16 protein-coding genes and 3 pseudogenes are annotated in these 15,900 nt (G+C 36.6%); 3 read left to right on the top strand and 16 right to left on the bottom strand.

All coding sequences use genetic code 11. From position 1 onward, the window contains the following. The 8 genes and pseudogenes from AOQ32_RS07640 to AOQ32_RS07610 all read right to left on the bottom strand — a co-directional run. Positions 1-378: toprim domain-containing protein (locus AOQ32_RS07640; protein WP_242976727.1), on the bottom strand; the 378-nt coding region annotated here is incomplete at its 3' end. A gap of 207 nt (positions 379-585) precedes the next feature. Continuing rightward, positions 586-1,440 (bottom strand): aldo/keto reductase, encoded by an 855-nt coding sequence (locus AOQ32_RS07635; RefSeq protein WP_059394302.1) that lies wholly within the window; start codon positions 1,438-1,440, stop codon positions 586-588. Between the two features lie 396 nt (positions 1,441-1,836). Further along, positions 1,837-3,417: a cation:proton antiporter gene (locus tag AOQ32_RS07630; protein ID WP_059394301.1), complete on the bottom strand. Its 1,581-nt coding sequence runs from the start codon at positions 3,415-3,417 to the stop codon at positions 1,837-1,839. Between the two features lie 1,178 nt (positions 3,418-4,595). Then, entirely contained in the window at positions 4,596-4,733 is a 138-nt protein-coding gene (locus tag AOQ32_RS08710; RefSeq protein WP_158531889.1) for a putative holin-like toxin, read from the bottom strand. A 162-nt stretch (positions 4,734-4,895) separates the two neighbouring features. Beyond that, positions 4,896-5,345 carry a GNAT family N-acetyltransferase gene (locus AOQ32_RS07625; RefSeq protein WP_059394300.1) on the bottom strand — a complete coding sequence of 150 codons (450 nt, stop codon included), beginning with the start codon at positions 5,343-5,345 and terminating at the stop codon, positions 4,896-4,898. 107 nt (positions 5,346-5,452) lie between these two features. Then, positions 5,453-5,716, bottom strand: coding sequence for a hypothetical protein (locus AOQ32_RS07620; RefSeq protein WP_059394299.1), 264 nt, complete (start codon positions 5,714-5,716; stop codon positions 5,453-5,455). Next, positions 5,713-6,078 (bottom strand): hypothetical protein, encoded by a 366-nt coding sequence (locus AOQ32_RS07615; RefSeq protein WP_059394298.1) that lies wholly within the window; start codon positions 6,076-6,078, stop codon positions 5,713-5,715. Before AOQ32_RS07615 ends, AOQ32_RS07620 begins: the two co-directional genes overlap by 4 nt. Beyond that, positions 6,071-7,386: pseudogene (locus AOQ32_RS07610) on the bottom strand (Y-family DNA polymerase). Before AOQ32_RS07610 ends, AOQ32_RS07615 begins: the two are co-directional and overlap by 8 nt. A 413-nt stretch (positions 7,387-7,799) precedes the next feature. On the opposite strand from AOQ32_RS07610, the gene AOQ32_RS07605 reads away from it, so the two are divergent. Together AOQ32_RS07605 and AOQ32_RS07600 are read left to right on the top strand one after the other, a co-directional pair. Next, positions 7,800-8,060: a transposase gene (locus tag AOQ32_RS07605; protein WP_059394297.1), complete on the top strand. Its 261-nt coding sequence runs from the start codon at positions 7,800-7,802 to the stop codon at positions 8,058-8,060. A gap of 300 nt (positions 8,061-8,360) precedes the next feature. Next, on the top strand, positions 8,361-8,876 hold the full coding sequence (locus tag AOQ32_RS07600) for a DDE-type integrase/transposase/recombinase (RefSeq protein WP_158531888.1): 516 nt from the start codon (positions 8,361-8,363) through the stop codon (positions 8,874-8,876). Positions 8,877-8,899: 23 nt separating this feature from the next. Here AOQ32_RS07600 and AOQ32_RS07595 read toward each other — a convergent pair. From AOQ32_RS07595 to AOQ32_RS07560, 8 genes and pseudogenes are all read right to left on the bottom strand, one after another. Continuing rightward, positions 8,900-9,028: pseudogene (locus tag AOQ32_RS07595) on the bottom strand (SDR family oxidoreductase); the annotation flags it as partial. Between the two features lie 63 nt (positions 9,029-9,091). Then, positions 9,092-9,682, bottom strand: a complete 591-nt coding sequence (locus tag AOQ32_RS07590) for an NAD(P)H-binding protein (RefSeq protein WP_059394296.1) — start codon at positions 9,680-9,682, stop codon at positions 9,092-9,094. Between the two features lie 19 nt (positions 9,683-9,701). After that, a pseudogene (locus AOQ32_RS07585) lies at positions 9,702-10,337 on the bottom strand (NAD(P)H-binding protein). A gap of 1 nt (position 10,338) precedes the next feature. Next, positions 10,339-11,166, bottom strand: a complete 828-nt coding sequence (locus tag AOQ32_RS07580) for an SDR family oxidoreductase (protein ID WP_059394295.1) — start codon at positions 11,164-11,166, stop codon at positions 10,339-10,341. Between the two features lie 29 nt (positions 11,167-11,195). Beyond that, positions 11,196-12,230, bottom strand: coding sequence for a zinc-binding dehydrogenase (locus tag AOQ32_RS07575; RefSeq protein ID WP_059394294.1), 1,035 nt, complete (start codon positions 12,228-12,230; stop codon positions 11,196-11,198). A gap of 51 nt (positions 12,231-12,281) precedes the next feature. Continuing rightward, positions 12,282-13,478: a multidrug effflux MFS transporter gene (locus AOQ32_RS07570; RefSeq protein WP_148666533.1), complete on the bottom strand. Its 1,197-nt coding sequence runs from the start codon at positions 13,476-13,478 to the stop codon at positions 12,282-12,284. Between the two features lie 70 nt (positions 13,479-13,548). Beyond that, positions 13,549-13,866: a carboxymuconolactone decarboxylase family protein gene (locus tag AOQ32_RS07565; RefSeq protein WP_059394292.1), complete on the bottom strand. Its 318-nt coding sequence runs from the start codon at positions 13,864-13,866 to the stop codon at positions 13,549-13,551. After that, positions 13,867-14,298, bottom strand: coding sequence for a cupin domain-containing protein (locus AOQ32_RS07560; protein WP_059394303.1), 432 nt, complete (start codon positions 14,296-14,298; stop codon positions 13,867-13,869). It lies immediately after the preceding gene. Positions 14,299-14,408: 110 nt separating this feature from the next. On the opposite strand from AOQ32_RS07560, the gene AOQ32_RS07555 reads away from it, so the two are divergent. Then, positions 14,409-15,284 (top strand): LysR family transcriptional regulator, encoded by an 876-nt coding sequence (locus tag AOQ32_RS07555; protein ID WP_158531887.1) that lies wholly within the window; start codon positions 14,409-14,411, stop codon positions 15,282-15,284. The last annotated feature ends 616 nt before the right edge of the window (positions 15,285-15,900 follow it).

Raw genomic sequence — 15,900 nt, 5'->3', positions numbered from 1 at the left:
GTCCCCTTCCCCCGAAGGGTCAGTATCCGTGGCAATGACAAGCCCATCAAAGCCTTGACTGGTTTTTTTCTTGAGATCATCTAAAAGCGACTTTGTACTTTCTTGTTGACCAGTTCGCGGATTTTTACTGACAATATAGGTTCGTTTCCAATCAAACTGGTTTAAGTCCCACGGCAAGTCTTTGAGGTCCCAGGACTTCATTTTGGCCGTAAGCGCTTCGGGGACTTGGTCTTGTGGTTCAGCCAAGGTCATCACGTGGCCTCTGAGATTGGTTAATTCATAGTCAAAATTCGCAAAATGCCCAGTGAGACCACCGAGTGCCTTTTCAAAGTTTCGGCGAGCGCTAGGCTTTTCGGTTAAAATCAGATATTTTGTCATGGTCATGTTTCCTTTCGTTTGGTTGATTTATCGATTGAGACAAATAAAAAGACGCCCTTGGGACGCCTGTCTGTTTATTTAGTTATATAAAAAAGCAAAAAGGGTTAAGCTAAAATCACTTATAAATCATTGATAAATCAAGGCAGTAATCTATAAAATTTATTAGAATTGCTGTTCAGAGTTGTATCAAGATTATTGGTTTATGATTTAAAGAGTCCACCCAGTAATTCGTTCCACTTGGATTGGATCATGATGATCAAAAAAAGCAGTTTCGTTTCTGTTCAAACTTTTTATTAAGTTCATATCGGATTCTGAAAGAGAAAAATCAAAAATATCCATATTTTCACGCATCCGTGATTCACGAACCGATTTTGCCAGAACCACAATATTTCTTTGAACTAACCACCTTAACACAACTTGTCCAATCGTTTTGTTATATTTATTACCAATTTCCTGCAAAATCTCATTGTGAAACAAATCTAACCTTCCTTCCGCAAACGGTGCCCATGCTTCAGGTTGAACGTGATACTTTCTGTTCCATTCTTCATCATTTTCACGCTGATTCCAGGGATTAAATTCGAGCTGGTTAACTTGTGGCGTTACTGAGACTAATTTGGCAAATTCGACAATTTTGCCCGAATCAAAATTTGAGACCCCGATTGAACGCAATTTACCAGCATTTAAAGACTTTTCCATTGCACGCCAAGCGCCATAAATATCCCCATAAGGTTGATGTAGTAATAGTAAATCCAAATAATCGAGTTGCATCTTCTGCAAACGATCGTTAATCGCCTTTTCGGCATGTTGTTCATTGTACTCGCTTACCCAAAGTTTGGTTGTAATAAACAATTCTTCACGTTTAACAATTCCTGCTTTGATTGCTTCATTAACAGCCTGTCCCACTTGGACTTCATTTTTATAAGCTCCAGCTGTATCTATTAAACGATAACCAATTTTAATTGCGTTTAAAACGGCTTCTTTTGTTTCATCAACAGGAATTTGATATACACCAAACCCTAATTTTGGCATTTGGACACCATTGTTCAAAATTGTATACTCCACTGTGCTTCTCCTTCTGTAAATTCTAATACTATAAATTTTAATACTATTTTTAGTGTTCTTTATGATTTCAAAGTCATGAAAAATACCGCCTTTCTGACCGAGTAAGGGCTTCAATTATTTCAACGTCAATATTATACAGTTCCTAAACTGCCGATGTCCGATGATTCTCAATCATTCTTATAGTTGATTTTTGGGAAATAAAATAATAGTTCATTATTCATAAACTGAGACAGAGATACTTTTCAGTGTTTAACTAACAACAAATGCTAAAACTGCACCTTATCAATATTTGAAAAAAATCAATATCCTGTAAGTCTTTAGCCAGCCATTGATTATACCACTCAAAGGAGATGTTGCATATTTATTTAATTCTGACTATATTGCTTCTCTTAACAATTAGGAGAACTGATTATCGGGATCAATGACCAAAGATTCCGAAAGCAGAATCTCACCATATATTTCATAACCCAGTTCATCACTTATTGTTTTTGAATGAATTAATAATTTAATGTATTCTCTTTCCGCTTTAAAAGCAAGCATCAAAGCTTGTTTTTCTTGTTTAATTTCTGCTTTTTCAAATAACATTTTCCTTGACTGATTACGCCATTCTTTTACAAAATCAAGTAGCGTTGTTTGGGATATTTGATCTAGTAAGTCATATTTTACACGGCCCTTTACATAAGTTTCGATTTTCATCTCTTCAACAACTAAAAGAGCCTGATGTACCATATTTTTTTTAATTTTTTGTTTCGTATCCTCATCGAATTTCTGTTCTCCATCATTTAATTTCAGAATATAGCGAACTACAATAGCAGGAACTGTCATACTAAGTATAATAACAACAGTTGTTGATAGTAATATTAATGCATAATTCGATTGAACAATGGAAGTCGATTCACTAAGCAAAGAAAAAGTTAGCGACAAAGTAACTGCACCATGAACACCACCGAATGCAAATACAATAGCGTCGAATCCATTGTATTTGGACAAAAGTGCATAAAAGAATCTTGCAATCAAGGAAACGAGATAAACACTTATTCCCACCCATAACCAGTTAAAATTATGTAGAGCATAATTCCGCTGATCCAAAAAAATCCTGCATAATGTAACCCCGAGTATCACAAAGACGAAATTACTGAGTATCTCGGAAATAAAATTAATATACTGCATAGAGACATGAAATTGTCTAGGTACAGAGAATCGACTACGCTTAGCTTCACTATTATGAACTAAACCAGCGGTTACAACAGCAATAATACCTGAAATATGAATATGTTCCGCCACAACATATATTATAATTGGTGTCAATAAGTAAACAAGTAATTGCGAGGATATAACATTTATATCTGATCGAATCCATATTTGACGAATGATGATAATAATAAAAGCAGCTGTACCACCAAATAATGCTCCACCCACAGCCGATACGACAAAGTGTTCACTATTCTCAATCACAAGTAACTTGCCAGCCGATAACCATAATATTGCAGCCTGAAGTAATACAATGCCTGTTGCATCATTAAAAAGAGATTCCATTTTTAAAGTATTATTCAATCTTGACGATATATTTTTATTACCAATAACCGCGCTAAGTGCCGTTGCATCGGTAGGTATATTAACAGCAACAATCATCGCAGCTAAAGGCAAAATCAATGAAAACTTCCAATGCAGTACCACTGACAACACTACCATGGTCACAATTGGTAGAAACAAAACAGTGCCTATAATCGATTTTAATTCCACTCTAACAACATGATTACTAGTATTCTGACCTTCAAAGAAGAGCAATGGTGCAATAATAATTAACATGAATAGTTCTGCGTTAAAACCAAGTATAAATTTATTTGTCATAGGGAAAATTACCAAAATAATACCTAAAGTGATATTGATATAAGAACCAGGTATCTTTTGAAAATTTTTTTCAAAGACGTTACTAATAGCAACAGTAACGAGTAAGATAAAAATTGAATTAAGCATTTAATCTCCAGACTTTCTTGATTCCCTATGCTCATATTACTTTTAGTTCTATAAACCGAACAAATTTAATTATTGTGCACCGAAATCTGCTAATCCTCATTTGTTCTCTGCAAACAATTCAGTATTCGTAACTAACTTGAGTACTCAAAATGGCACACTTTGCCCTGAGACAAAAACCTCATTTATACGGATCACCTTGTTGACTGATAACATATTCAATTTTATCGTGATCAATCCTGATACCGCCAATAATTAATCAGATTTAATGGCGGCCGGGAGACCATTCTTTACCTATTAAATATTCAATATCAAAACTCACCAGAATCTTCACTGTATAATCATCAAGTATTACTATATATTACTTGAATCACATTATTATCTCTCATAGCTAAAATAACATTTTTATTTCCGGTATTTTTTGAAGCTTGGTTGCTAGCGAGCAGAGGAATTACTCCCTGCCATGTCGTTGCTTCTTCTATGACTATACTATAATCTAAACTACCTTCAATAAAATCTTAGTATGCTGAAATTTGCACCATTACATTTGATATTTTTTCTACAATTTCTAAAGCCATCGATAAATTGTAGACTCTACTATAAAACAAATCCTTGGACAAACCAATTCAACACACCATTACTTCCACGTTCTTCTGGTAAATTCGGGTCATAAAAAGACTGTATCCATAATTTTTCTTATAGTTCATCACATTTGTAGGTTCTCTACAGAGACCTACTGTAAATAATTTAGCAGTTTTTCTCTAATTTATTTTGCTGGTTTTTTAAGCCATAGTAGAGATTCCTAGAACTGAGATTTCCAAATAATTTTAATTTTTTGGACAAAATCCTAAAGTCAATTTTATTGAAAAACCCAAAAATATGTAGTTTGCTAAATTAAATGAACACCCTGTACAAAAAAATTCAGAAACTTTAATGGTAGTTGACTAAGGTCGGTTAACCATAAAGAATCCTCGGTTTATGTCTGCTAGTCTAGTATTAAAACACCGCTTCTTGATGTGCTTTGTTGCCTACTCATGCATCAACAATTTGTTTAGTTAAATAGTTGTTAATCTGCGTGTTAGCAACTATTTTCATTTGGAATGACAAAGCATTCCTTTTCTTTGGGGACACAAGAGGGGTCCACAGCAAGGCCGTTAAACGGTGACTAACCTTACTAGTTATTAAATAACCATCAGCTCGTCAAAGTCGAAATCGTCATTTTTTTGACTTAATTTGATTGGGTCAATCACAATGCCGATAAACATTAGAATAAGCATTCCAAATGCTAACAACAATGTTATGGCATCTTTTGCGAACATCAGGCTTCTCCTTTCCTAGGATTGTGTGGGTTATGATTTTTAAATCATAGGCACCACCACCTCTCCAGGATAGCCACCATCTTCACATGTTTGCATGTGCTTACTATATCGTAAAGCGCCTTAACTATGCGGTTTTTACGGTTTACTTTGCAGGGGAGACGGTCAACGATTCACCCGTACAAATTTCTTTTGAGTTTTGATTTCTTCAAAACCAAGGTGTCGATAAAAGGCGTGAGCACTTTGACGATTTGCACCAGAATTAAGCCGGAGGGTGTAAATATTTCGTCTTGCACCAGCTTTCTCTAACCATTCGATTAATGCCGTGCCGACTCCCTTCCCCTGCGCCGATTGACTCACTGCTAATGCTAAGATATTTAACGCAGAATCAGCATAAATTTCCTGGTAAACTTCGGCATGCAGGTAACCTAGAACATTATGTTGCGAATCTTCGACAACAGCCATCAGATGGTGACGAGGGTCTTCCAACAATTGCAATAACTGACTTTTTGCCTTTTCAAGAGGATAATCATAACCAAGTTCATTTGTGTTGAGAGTATGAAGAGCTATCAAATCGTGCAACGTTGCCTCACGAGTAAAAAATTTTGTAGTCATTTTAGCAACGTCCTTCCTGTAGATGATTAACTTCAACATTTTAAGTTAATAAATTTATAACACGGCCTGCTAATTCTATCAAGTAACGATGATATCGATTTGTAATTTTAACGATTGATTGATACAGTGATTCCTTTTTCAATTTTTATCAACCGAACCGCTGCTAAAACTGTTTCTACTTCCTCACTTGGATAACTATTAATGGCTCGTGAGGTGGTTGCTCTTCCTAATCGATGCCATTCAAAAAATAAATTAAGCGTGTTGTCAAATTGTGGCAACACGACCCGTACCCCATACAAGGTATTTGATTCTTTTTTCCAAAGTGGCTCAATAGTATTCATGATTTCCAGTTCAATCTCTCCAACAGTCAATTTTTAACCTCCAAGTGGCGAATTGATGCAAACGCATAATACTGATTGCTTGCCCACAAGCCATTTTCGTTAAATGAATGAATTGCGATCAGTATAGGCGCTGGCGCAAGTCGTTCAGAAGTGGTGCTGTTGAGCTGCACCAGGATGAAACGATAATTGACAAAGGCTTCTTGACAGGCTCGTTGCATTTCATGTACTGGGGTCTCATCAAGCCATTCGTGAATCGACGCTCGGTCTTTTTTACTTTGATTGATTTTCTGAGTATGATCGGATAGAAAAAATCCATTCCATTTTATCTTACCCCGCTCATGGTAGTCTTGTTCAAAAAAAGTTTTCGCACGTTGAATAACCTCTTTATTCATAACTATTCCCCCCGTTGTGTCCACCGACTAAGTTACCTCTTTCCAGGGCAGTACCACCTTTTTCATGCGAGATGCCTCTCATAACTGCGGTGCTACCAAATTTGGCTCGCATCTAATCGAGTAGCTTCTCAACTTTTTGACTAGACTCTGGTACAGTTGAGTTAAAAAGGTCTAACTGTTCTTGATGATCATCCAATAGATCCCCATAAGCAACATAAATATTACGAATAGTTGCCCCTGGCCAATTCTTGCGGAAAATACTCAAGACAGTTTTTATCAAAATATGGCTGTGATTGCTGGGTTCTATGCGCACTGTTTGATGAAAGCCATGTGTCCCCTCCTCTTCAATACCCGAATAGGAGTAGCCAATATCAGGGTGACGAGGCGGGCCTGTTTCTTGTGGTGCCGAATTCGAGCAGCGACTTGCTCAGCTAACTCACTAAGCACCACCTCAATTTCTTCTTGTTTACGATAGTTGCGTGGTAGAACTTGCGAATTACTGTATGACTTATTTTTGACTGTCATCTTTTCAGTTAATTCAGAACGGTCAATTCCCCAGGCTAAAGCATATAGCTGTTCACCCATCAAACCCATTTTTTCTCTTAAACGATAGGGATCATAGCTGGCTAAATCGCCCATCGAGTTAATTCCCCAATTATTTAACTTTTTAGCCGTTCGTTTTCCAATACTCCATACATCAGTCAAATTGGTGATTGGCCATAGTTTTTCAGCAACATCTTCATAGTGCCAAGTCCCTTTTAAATTTTTGGCATGCTTGGCTTCAATGTCTAAGGCTAACTTGGCCAAAACAGGACTATCACCAATCCCAACAGTTAAGTAAAGACCCATGCGTTGACGTGCTTCTTTTTGGATTTTCAATGCCACTTCTTCCGGACTACGACCAAATAAGTGCCAGAAACTAGTCATGTCTAAAATGGACTCATCAATCGAATAAGGTAAAACATGGTCTTGATCGACAAACTCCAAAAAGATCTCGTTTAAGTCCAGGTTCTTTTCGATATAGAGGTTCATTCTCGGATTGACCATAAATAATGATGAAGTGTTAGGTAAATCTCGTTTACGAGTAACATTACTAATTCCTAGGTGCTTTTTAGCCATTGGTGAAGCCGCTAAAACCAATCCACCGTTAGTATTTCGTTGTTCAGACAAAACTACAAGTTCCGCCTTTAAGGGATTCAATCCACGTTGTACACATTCCACGCTGGCATAAAAACTCTTTGAATCAATTAGAAAGAAGACGCGTCGTGCTTCCTTTTCAAAGACTGTTTGTAATTGTGCAACACTCATCTTGTTCACCTCATGAAAACCTAAGAGTAGTATACGAACATTCGTTCGCATTATCAAGTAAAAAAATTTATGAAATCAAAAGAAAAGACCCCTACTGTTTCAAATAGAGAGCCTTGGCTTATTGGGAAGAATGTTTGTCTATTTTGTTTAATGAATAATACGAGAAGCATGGTTTTCAAAAAGAACCAGTGTGATTAAATTACAATAAACCAAATACCCGTATACCATGCTAGTAAAACGTATTAAAAATAGCAGCCTTCCCTATTGTGAAGGTAGGAACGGACTAGTCATTTTGTCAAGATGTGCCAGACAATTAGTGATTAAACATTAATCAGTCGGCCAATGGTGCTCTTATACTTAAAAAATGGACTATTTTTATTCAGTCCGTAAAATGAAAGTATAGGAGTATTTTTATGTCAATTCGTTATTCACAAGATTTCAAAGATTCATTGGTTAAACTTCACCAAGAAGGCCGTTCACTCAAATCATTAGCAGAAGAATTTGGACCATCAAAAGATGCTATTGCTATTTGGGTTAAACAAGCTATCCCAATCATGATCAAGGGTCAGTCAAAGACTTTAAAAAACGTTAAGCAACTAGAGAAGCGCCTCGCTATTTTGCAGGAAGAAAACGAAATTTTAAAGCGAGCGGCCATCTTACTAGCCAAAAAATAGTCCGTAATGTGGGATTGCCACTAGTTAATCAATTTTTAGCACAAGGCTACGCGCTTGTGCGTATTTTAAGTGCACTTAAAATCAAATCTAGTACCTATTACAACTGGCGCCATTGGCAGCCCAGTCGGCAAAAAAAGCGTAGAGAATCCCTAAAACCTTATATTTTAGACGTTTGGAAAACCTTTAAATTTTATGGCTATCGTCGTATTGCTGCTTATAGTCAACTAAACAATGACTGTCCAATAATATCCTGAATATATGACACTCAAATTAATACGTGAATTAGGGATTAGATCACGCATGCAAAAACGTTATCGCAAACCCAAAACTGTTGTGACGGTTGATCAAAAACCCAATCTGATTAGACACTTGCATGATTTGAGCGGTATTTGGCAAACAGATATCATTTATATTCAGTTGACTAACCACAGATGGGGCTATTTAGCGACCGTTTTGGATCCTGAGCAGAGAAAGGTATTGGGCTATAAAATTGGCGATACAATAACAGCCGAGCTAGCCACAAGTGCCTTACAGATAGCGTTAGATAAGCATCGAAAGCCACTCATTATTCATTCAGATATAGAGTCACAATACACGAGTGCTGAGTTTAATACTAAATGCCAAAATTATGGCTTGAAACATTCATATTCACTCAAAGGACATACGTACGATAATGGCCGTATGGAAGCATTTCATTCAATATTGAAGCGTGAAGAGTTTTATGTGAAGGCATACCAAACATTAACTAAAGTCCAAGCAGGCATTGGTTGGTATATCAATTTTTATAATCGCAATCGTATCTCAAATGTCGCCTAATTAACTGAATAAAAATAGTCCAATTTATTGACTTCTGAGCAATTTTCAATGCTTTTATCTCCCAGTATAATTTTTGTACCAGAACCAACTCGTCTTGCAATTGCTAATGAAATTTGTCCTGCTCCAACTACCAACATTACATCTGTTGTCATCTTTTACTTTCTCCTTTATCGATCATATCGAGATATCAATATTTACTCGGGTCGATTAATGCCTCAATTCTGGTTATCAGCTTTTATTTGACCATCCACAATCTTTACGACCAAATCAGCAATGCTCTGTCTTGACACATCATGTCCACCAAAAGGGTCACCTTTTTTGGTTATTTGGTAGTCTGACACGCTACCATCATCATTGTTATCAAACCAACCTGGTCTGATAATTGTGTAATTGATGTCCGATTCTTCAATCGTGTCCGCTGCCATACGATATGACTCTAGCATCGGATTTGATGAAAGATTACCCTTGGAGCCAACGTGGTCTGGAATTTCATTATAAATACCCATTGATGTAATAAAAATTAATCGTTTAACATTGGTTATGTGCATGATATCAATAACTTTTGATGCCATTTTTGGCAAATCACCACTAAGGCTGGCAAAAACAACATCAACACCTCGCATGGCAGTGGTCAATAATTTTGTATCGAACAAGTCACCCACAAAACTAGTTTCACGACTATTATTTAACTTGGTAATCTTATGACGACTCAACGTTACAAGATCAAAATCTGTATCATTTAAAAATCTATTTCTAACGACGCGCCCAATTGATCCTGATGCACCCAAAATCATTACTTTTGTCATGTTAGTCCCTCTTCTTTTTTCAGTAACCTAGTGGTTTGTCACCATCAGTATTGGGCTCCGCAATCCCTAAACTGCAATTTTCATATAAGGATGGTATTTTAATTACTTCAACAATTAAATCTGCAATTGATGCTCGAGATATAATTGTGCCACGAAATTCCTCACCTTTCTGAGTCAATTCATAATCAATTTCAGGATTGTTATTCATATAAGCAGCGCGAATAATTGTCACGTCTCAATCACTATTCTCTAAAATTTGAGCAGCTTTACGAGTGTCTTCCATCACCGAATGACCAATGGATTGTTCATTCCACTGCTCAAATTTTTGAGGCAGTTCATGATACAATCCTAAACCAGTCACCCAAATAAGTCGTTTAACCCGATTAAGTTCCATTGCCGTTTTAACAGCCTGTGCCTGTGGTTCAAAAACGCCAACTAAGTTGGCATAACCCAAATCAGCATCTTTCAATGTATTACTTAGTTTATCTGTATCATTAACATCGCCTTCAACAATCTCGACACGTTTTGAATCTGGATTAGTTAGTCGGCTGGCGTGTCGTAAATACCAAATCATATCTGTATCGCTCTCGCTCAATAATCTATTTTCAACTAAACGAGCGATTTGACCGAATGCGCCTAAAATAACTACTTTCAATTTATTCTCCTTCGGGAAAATCCGTAGACTTAGCAACCTGAGTTTGCATTTTAAAATCAGCAATACGTTCTTCTAGCGTTAAGATAGTATTTTCTAACGCTTGAGAACCTAGTACCAATCGCAGTGGCGCGGGCGTCACTTCAACACTTTCAATAATTCGTGTCACCATTTTAATCGGATCACCAATAGCTAAACCGTTATCCGGATTAAGCATTTTTAAAAACGCGTGCGTGTCACTGTCATCATATTCCGGCATTAAATTAGCAACATGCGCGCTGCCATAACGGAATTCTGTGCGTGCTCCACCAGGTTCAACAATTGTCACGTCAATATTGAAAGACGATACCTCTTTAGCTAATGATTCTGTAAAGCCTTCAATTCCCCATTTGGTAGCATGATACAGTGAATTTCCTGGGAAGGCCACTTGACCACCATAGGAAGAAATTTGAATAATCCGACCACTTCCCTGATTCCTCATGATTGGTAAAACGGCACGAGTCATTTCTATTGAACCCGTCAAATTTGTAGCAATAATATCATTGACTTCTTGCGTACTTAATTCTTCTGCTGCCCCAAAAAGACCGTAACCCGCATTATTAACTAGTACGTCAATATGATTGTATTGCTTGACTAAACTTTTGATTGCCGATACATCACGAACATCAAGAATACGTGCATCAAATTCATCTGGATATTTTGAAATTAAATCGTCAACCTTGTTTAAATCACGTACTGTACCAATAACCTTATTTCCTGATGCTAACAATTGTTTGGCCATCTCGTAACCAAAACCAGAACTAACACCAGTAATTAACCAAGTTCTTGTCATCAATTATGCCTACTTTCGTAAAATTTATTTTAATCCATTACCAACAAAGATTTAATGGCTTCTCTTTTGTCCATTTCTTCATAAGCTGATTGTACTTCGTCAATACCGAACTTCTTTGTAAATACTTTTCCTGGATTGATTTCATCATTCAGGACGGCATTTAACAGCATCTCTTTGTCATAAGTGGTAACTGAAGCAATTCCGCCACGTAAACCTATGTTTTTCCAAAATAAATTATTGGTATTCATATCTGACTTTTGAGGTACACCTACACGACCTATGATTGCCCCTGGACGTCCTAACTGAACCGCAGTATCAACAGCTTCTTCTGTACCAACACACTCAAGGACAGCATCTGCTCCACTTTTCGTTAAAGCCATTACTTTGTTAACAGCTTCTTCACCGCGTTCTTCAATAATGTCAGTGGCACCAAATTCTTTAGCCAATTTTTGACGATCCGCATGGCGACTCATGACAATGATTCTTTCAGCACCCATTAATTTTGAAGCAATAACTCCTGAAAGTCCAACAGCACCGTCACCCATAACTACAACTGTATCACCTCTAGACACTTCAGCAGTTCTTGCGGCATGATATCCTGTGGCCATAACATCAGCCAGGGTCACAAAGGAATTGAGTTGGTTTTCAGTATAATCTGATGGTTGCCCAGGTATTTTAACAAGTGCCCAATTGGCGTTGGTGAATCGAATAAACTCAGCTTGAAAACCTGAACTTCCCATTTCTGTTTGATTCAGACAATTACCATCAAAACCCGCTAAACAAGCAGCGCAGTGTCCACAACCGTGCGTGAATGGCGCAATAACAAAATCGCCTACTTTAACATTTTGAACATCTGCACCAACTTCTTCGACAATACCAATAGCTTCATGTCCAACTAATGTGTTTGGCTCACGCTGGCTAATCCCTCTAAAGAACCACAAATCAGATCCACACACACTAGCTCTGACCACTTTGATGATCGCATCATTGCTATTTTGAATTATGGGCTTTTCAACTTCTTGTACTTCTACTTGACCAGGCTTAATAAAAACTGTTGCTTTCATAATATACTCCTTATTAATTACTTGATTTTGAGATAACTACTAAATATTGTTTTACTCTTTATTATCACTAGCTAACTGACGCGATAATTGGATAGCAAAGATACTTGCTAAAAACAAACCACTAAAGGTGATCCAAGTCATCGGAATCGGGTGATTAGAATTCCATATTGACAACAATAAAGACGAAATAATGCCACTACCATATTGAAATGAACCCAATAGAGCTGAGGCAATCCCAACACTGTTGCTAGAAACATAACTTAAAGCAATTGCATTAGTAGCAGAGGCGATAATACCATTACTACTAAAAATAATGAATATTGGCACGGCAACACTTAACAATGACTTATCATTCAGTGAATTCATGATTAACATGACCAAACTAATTAAGAATGAGATTAGTATAGTTGTTCTGACCAATCGAAATAATGGAAATCGATCAATTAAGCGCCGATTAAATACACTGACAATTGTCAACCCTAAAACATTAATCCCAAATAAAAAACCATAGTAGCGTGAGTCAACATTAAAGTGTTCAATGTAAACTGACGGCGATGCAGATATGAAGGCATATATGGCCAGATAAAAGCTGCTGACCACTAATGCCGATAACATGAACATTTTGTTTTTTAAAATTCCAAAGTAGCTTTTAAAAATTCCAGAAAAGTCATTTCTTCGGTTTGATTTACTTAAAGTTTCTTTTAAGAACAACGTGCTAATAAACAAGGCTAAACCAACGATTGCCATAAAGGTAAAGATTGCTCGCCATGAAAAAAATGATAACAATTGACCACCAATTAATGGCCCCACTATGGGTGCGACTGACATAATAATCATTAATACATTAAATACTCTTGCCGCTTTGATTCCTGAATATAAATCTCTTACAATTGCTCGTGCAATCATTGGCCCTGTACAAGCACCAACCGCTTGAATTATTCTAAAAATTATCATTACAAACATATCATCAGCTAAAGCACAACCGATTGATCCTATGATGAATAAAAAGATTCCTGTTAACAAAGGTATTTTTCTACCATATTTATCACTGATTGGCCCCCAGAACAATTGGGCGACAGCAAAGCCTATTAAGAAGCTGGTGATTAGCAATGGTGCATGTCCTGACAGATCATGAGAGATTTCTGGCATGGCCGGTAAGAAAACATCGGTTGATAAGGATGTAAAAGCCATTAATGATCCTAACAGCAAAAGTAATTTGACTGACGATTTTTCTTTTTGATATGCCACTAGTATACGATTACCTTTTTCAAATTTTATCTTAACTATTCTTAAACAATGATGAACACCATCACGTTATTTATTGCCAAATCTCTTTAGCACGACTAAAGGCCGACCATGCTTTTGGCCAACCAACATAAAAAGCCAAATGCGTAATCATTTCTGATACTTCTTGCTGTGTAATCCCGTTTTTTTTGCCTAGTTTTAAGTGCGCTTCTAATTGTTCTAGATTACCGCCTGAAATAATCGCTGAAATAGTAATCATCGATCTATCATGAGCAGATAGCTCATTTTCTCTTGACCATACTTCACCAAATAAAACATCATCGTTTAATGTCGCAAACTTTGATGCAAACTCACCAAGAATATCATGTCCAGCTGTTTGTTTTTCTGCCATTTATTTATTTTCCATTACTATTTTACCTGCTTCTGCATCCGCATACTGTTCATCATCGACTTGTCCATTCCATGTCGTTGATCCAGGCGCAATTGCAATATGAACGAACCAAGAATTTGAAGTGGCACCATGCCAGTGATTAATACCTGCAGGAATTACCTTGATATCGCCAGCTACTAATTTTTCAGCAACTTTACCCTCTTCCTGATACCATCCTTCTCCGCCTGTTACCAAAAGTGTTTGTCCGATTTCGTGTACATGCCAGTTATTGCGAGCTCCAGGAGCGAAAGTGACGTTTCCCGCTGCACCCGTTGATGCTGTGGGCTCTGGAATAATCATGTCTAAATAGGCATCTCCAATGAAAAAATCATTCGTAATTTTGCTGTCTACTGGGAAAACTACACTTTTTGATAAATCTTTTTCTACTGTCATTTTTACTTTCTCCTTCTGACTATAAGATGCTTTCATTATCTAGTATCCTTATTTTTATGTAAAATACTTAATCTGTATCAGTAACTATGCTTATTGTGTATAATATAAGTATGGAAACAAGAGTATTAAAATATTTTTTAACAGTCGTCCAGACTGGCAACATTTCACGCGCGGCGGAAAAATTACATATCACCCAACCAACACTTAGTCGACAACTTCAAGATTTGGAAAAATCGATGGGGACCAAATTGTTTAACAGAGGTAAAAAGGAGATTACCCTAACTAATAATGGCGTTATGTTTGCTCAAAGTGCGAAGCAGATTATCCAAATGATTAATAAAACGCGTCAGCAAATTAATCAATCAAATATTGTACCTACTGGAACAATATCGATTGGGCTAGTTGAAACAACTATCTCAGAGTGGTTTTTCAAAACTATTAAATCTTTTAGAGCAATGTATCCACAAATAGTTATCAATATTTACAATGGTGATGGCGATGATTTACGTGAAAAATTAGATGACAACTTCATCGATTTGGCATTTTTAATAGAACCAGTGGAATCTGCCAAATATCACGCTAACGAAATGGGACCTTTAGAGAAATGGGGAATAATAGTTAAAAAAAGTGACATTTTAGCTAATAAAAATAGTGTCAACAAAAATGACTTGTACAATAGGCCAATTATTTTGTCTCGACGCTCAATTGTTACCGAAAGCATACTAGATTCATTAAAAATTAATAAAGAAAAACTGAACGTCATAGGAACACATAATTTATTGACAAATGCAATTCCCTTTATAAAAGAATACAATACTATGACTATCGCCGTGTCAGGAGCGTTATCCATACGTCCTGATTCCGAATTGAAATTTATTCCTTTTGAAGAAAAATTAGAAAGCAAACATATTTTAGTTTGGCGAAAAAATGTTGCACTCTCTTTGCACGCACGGCTCCTGTTAGATTTTTTTCATGCCAAGAAATGATTGGGACATATGATTAAATTCACTAAAGATTAACATACGAGCATACCAGCTACATGTCAGTTGGTGGTAAGTATAATCTGACAGTTCGTTTGCATAATTCTCGTCTGGAATATTAGTGAGGAAATAGATTTCTGGCTGTTTGGCGGCCTCTATGAACCAGTGAATTTGATTGAGTTGTTATTCTTCTGATAAATAGAATTGCTTCTTCACAATCGCTCCTTTCGATCAAAAAAAGGCCACTCAAATGAGATGGCCTTTGCTTCGTTTATAAAATTTTTTTGGAAAAGTTTGCCCTCAGTGACGATTCCGATACCTCTCAACTAATATCGTAACAATTTTATTCAATAGCAAAATGAGTAAATACGCAACAAATAATATAATAGCTAAAATCGTGCCAGTTACGGTATAAATATTGATTATTTTATGAACCAGCGCTGAATACATGAGACTCACGTATCCAAGAATCATCAAATACCATTTTACTAGCCAAACGAAGTAGTTTAATACCCTAATTAAGTAATTCATCATTTTTTTCATATCATTCTCCATCTCTGGTTCACAGGCCGCCAAGGTAGCAGATCTCACATCATACGTTATAATTTTGGTCCCTCTGTTG

Origin of the sequence: Fructobacillus tropaeoli, assembly GCF_001047135.2 — a bacterium.
GTDB classification, from domain to species: domain Bacteria; phylum Bacillota; class Bacilli; order Lactobacillales; family Lactobacillaceae; genus Fructobacillus; species Fructobacillus tropaeoli.
Note: the sequence above shows the minus strand (reverse complement) of the source record. Positions and strands in the feature narration are given on the sequence as shown.

Coding starts and splice junctions, on each gene's coding strand:
- AOQ32_RS07625 (WP_059394300.1), bottom strand. CDS start 5,345: ATGACTACAAAATTTTTTACTCGTGAGGCAACGTTGCACGATTTGATA.
- AOQ32_RS07555 (WP_158531887.1), top strand. CDS start 14,409: ATGGAAACAAGAGTATTAAAATATTTTTTAACAGTCGTCCAGACTGGC.
- AOQ32_RS07605 (WP_059394297.1), top strand. CDS start 7,800: ATGTCAATTCGTTATTCACAAGATTTCAAAGATTCATTGGTTAAACTT.
- AOQ32_RS07560 (WP_059394303.1), bottom strand. CDS start 14,298: ATGACAGTAGAAAAAGATTTATCAAAAAGTGTAGTTTTCCCAGTAGAC.
- AOQ32_RS07615 (WP_059394298.1), bottom strand. CDS start 6,078: ATGAATAAAGAGGTTATTCAACGTGCGAAAACTTTTTTTGAACAAGAC.
- AOQ32_RS07600 (WP_158531888.1), top strand. CDS start 8,361: ATGCAAAAACGTTATCGCAAACCCAAAACTGTTGTGACGGTTGATCAA.
- AOQ32_RS07580 (WP_059394295.1), bottom strand. CDS start 11,166: ATGACAAGAACTTGGTTAATTACTGGTGTTAGTTCTGGTTTTGGTTAC.
- AOQ32_RS07590 (WP_059394296.1), bottom strand. CDS start 9,682: ATGACAAAAGTAATGATTTTGGGTGCATCAGGATCAATTGGGCGCGTC.
- AOQ32_RS07565 (WP_059394292.1), bottom strand. CDS start 13,866: ATGGCAGAAAAACAAACAGCTGGACATGATATTCTTGGTGAGTTTGCA.
- AOQ32_RS07575 (WP_059394294.1), bottom strand. CDS start 12,230: ATGAAAGCAACAGTTTTTATTAAGCCTGGTCAAGTAGAAGTACAAGAA.
- AOQ32_RS08710 (WP_158531889.1), bottom strand. CDS start 4,733: ATGTTCGCAAAAGATGCCATAACATTGTTGTTAGCATTTGGAATGCTT.
- AOQ32_RS07630 (WP_059394301.1), bottom strand. CDS start 3,417: ATGCTTAATTCAATTTTTATCTTACTCGTTACTGTTGCTATTAGTAAC.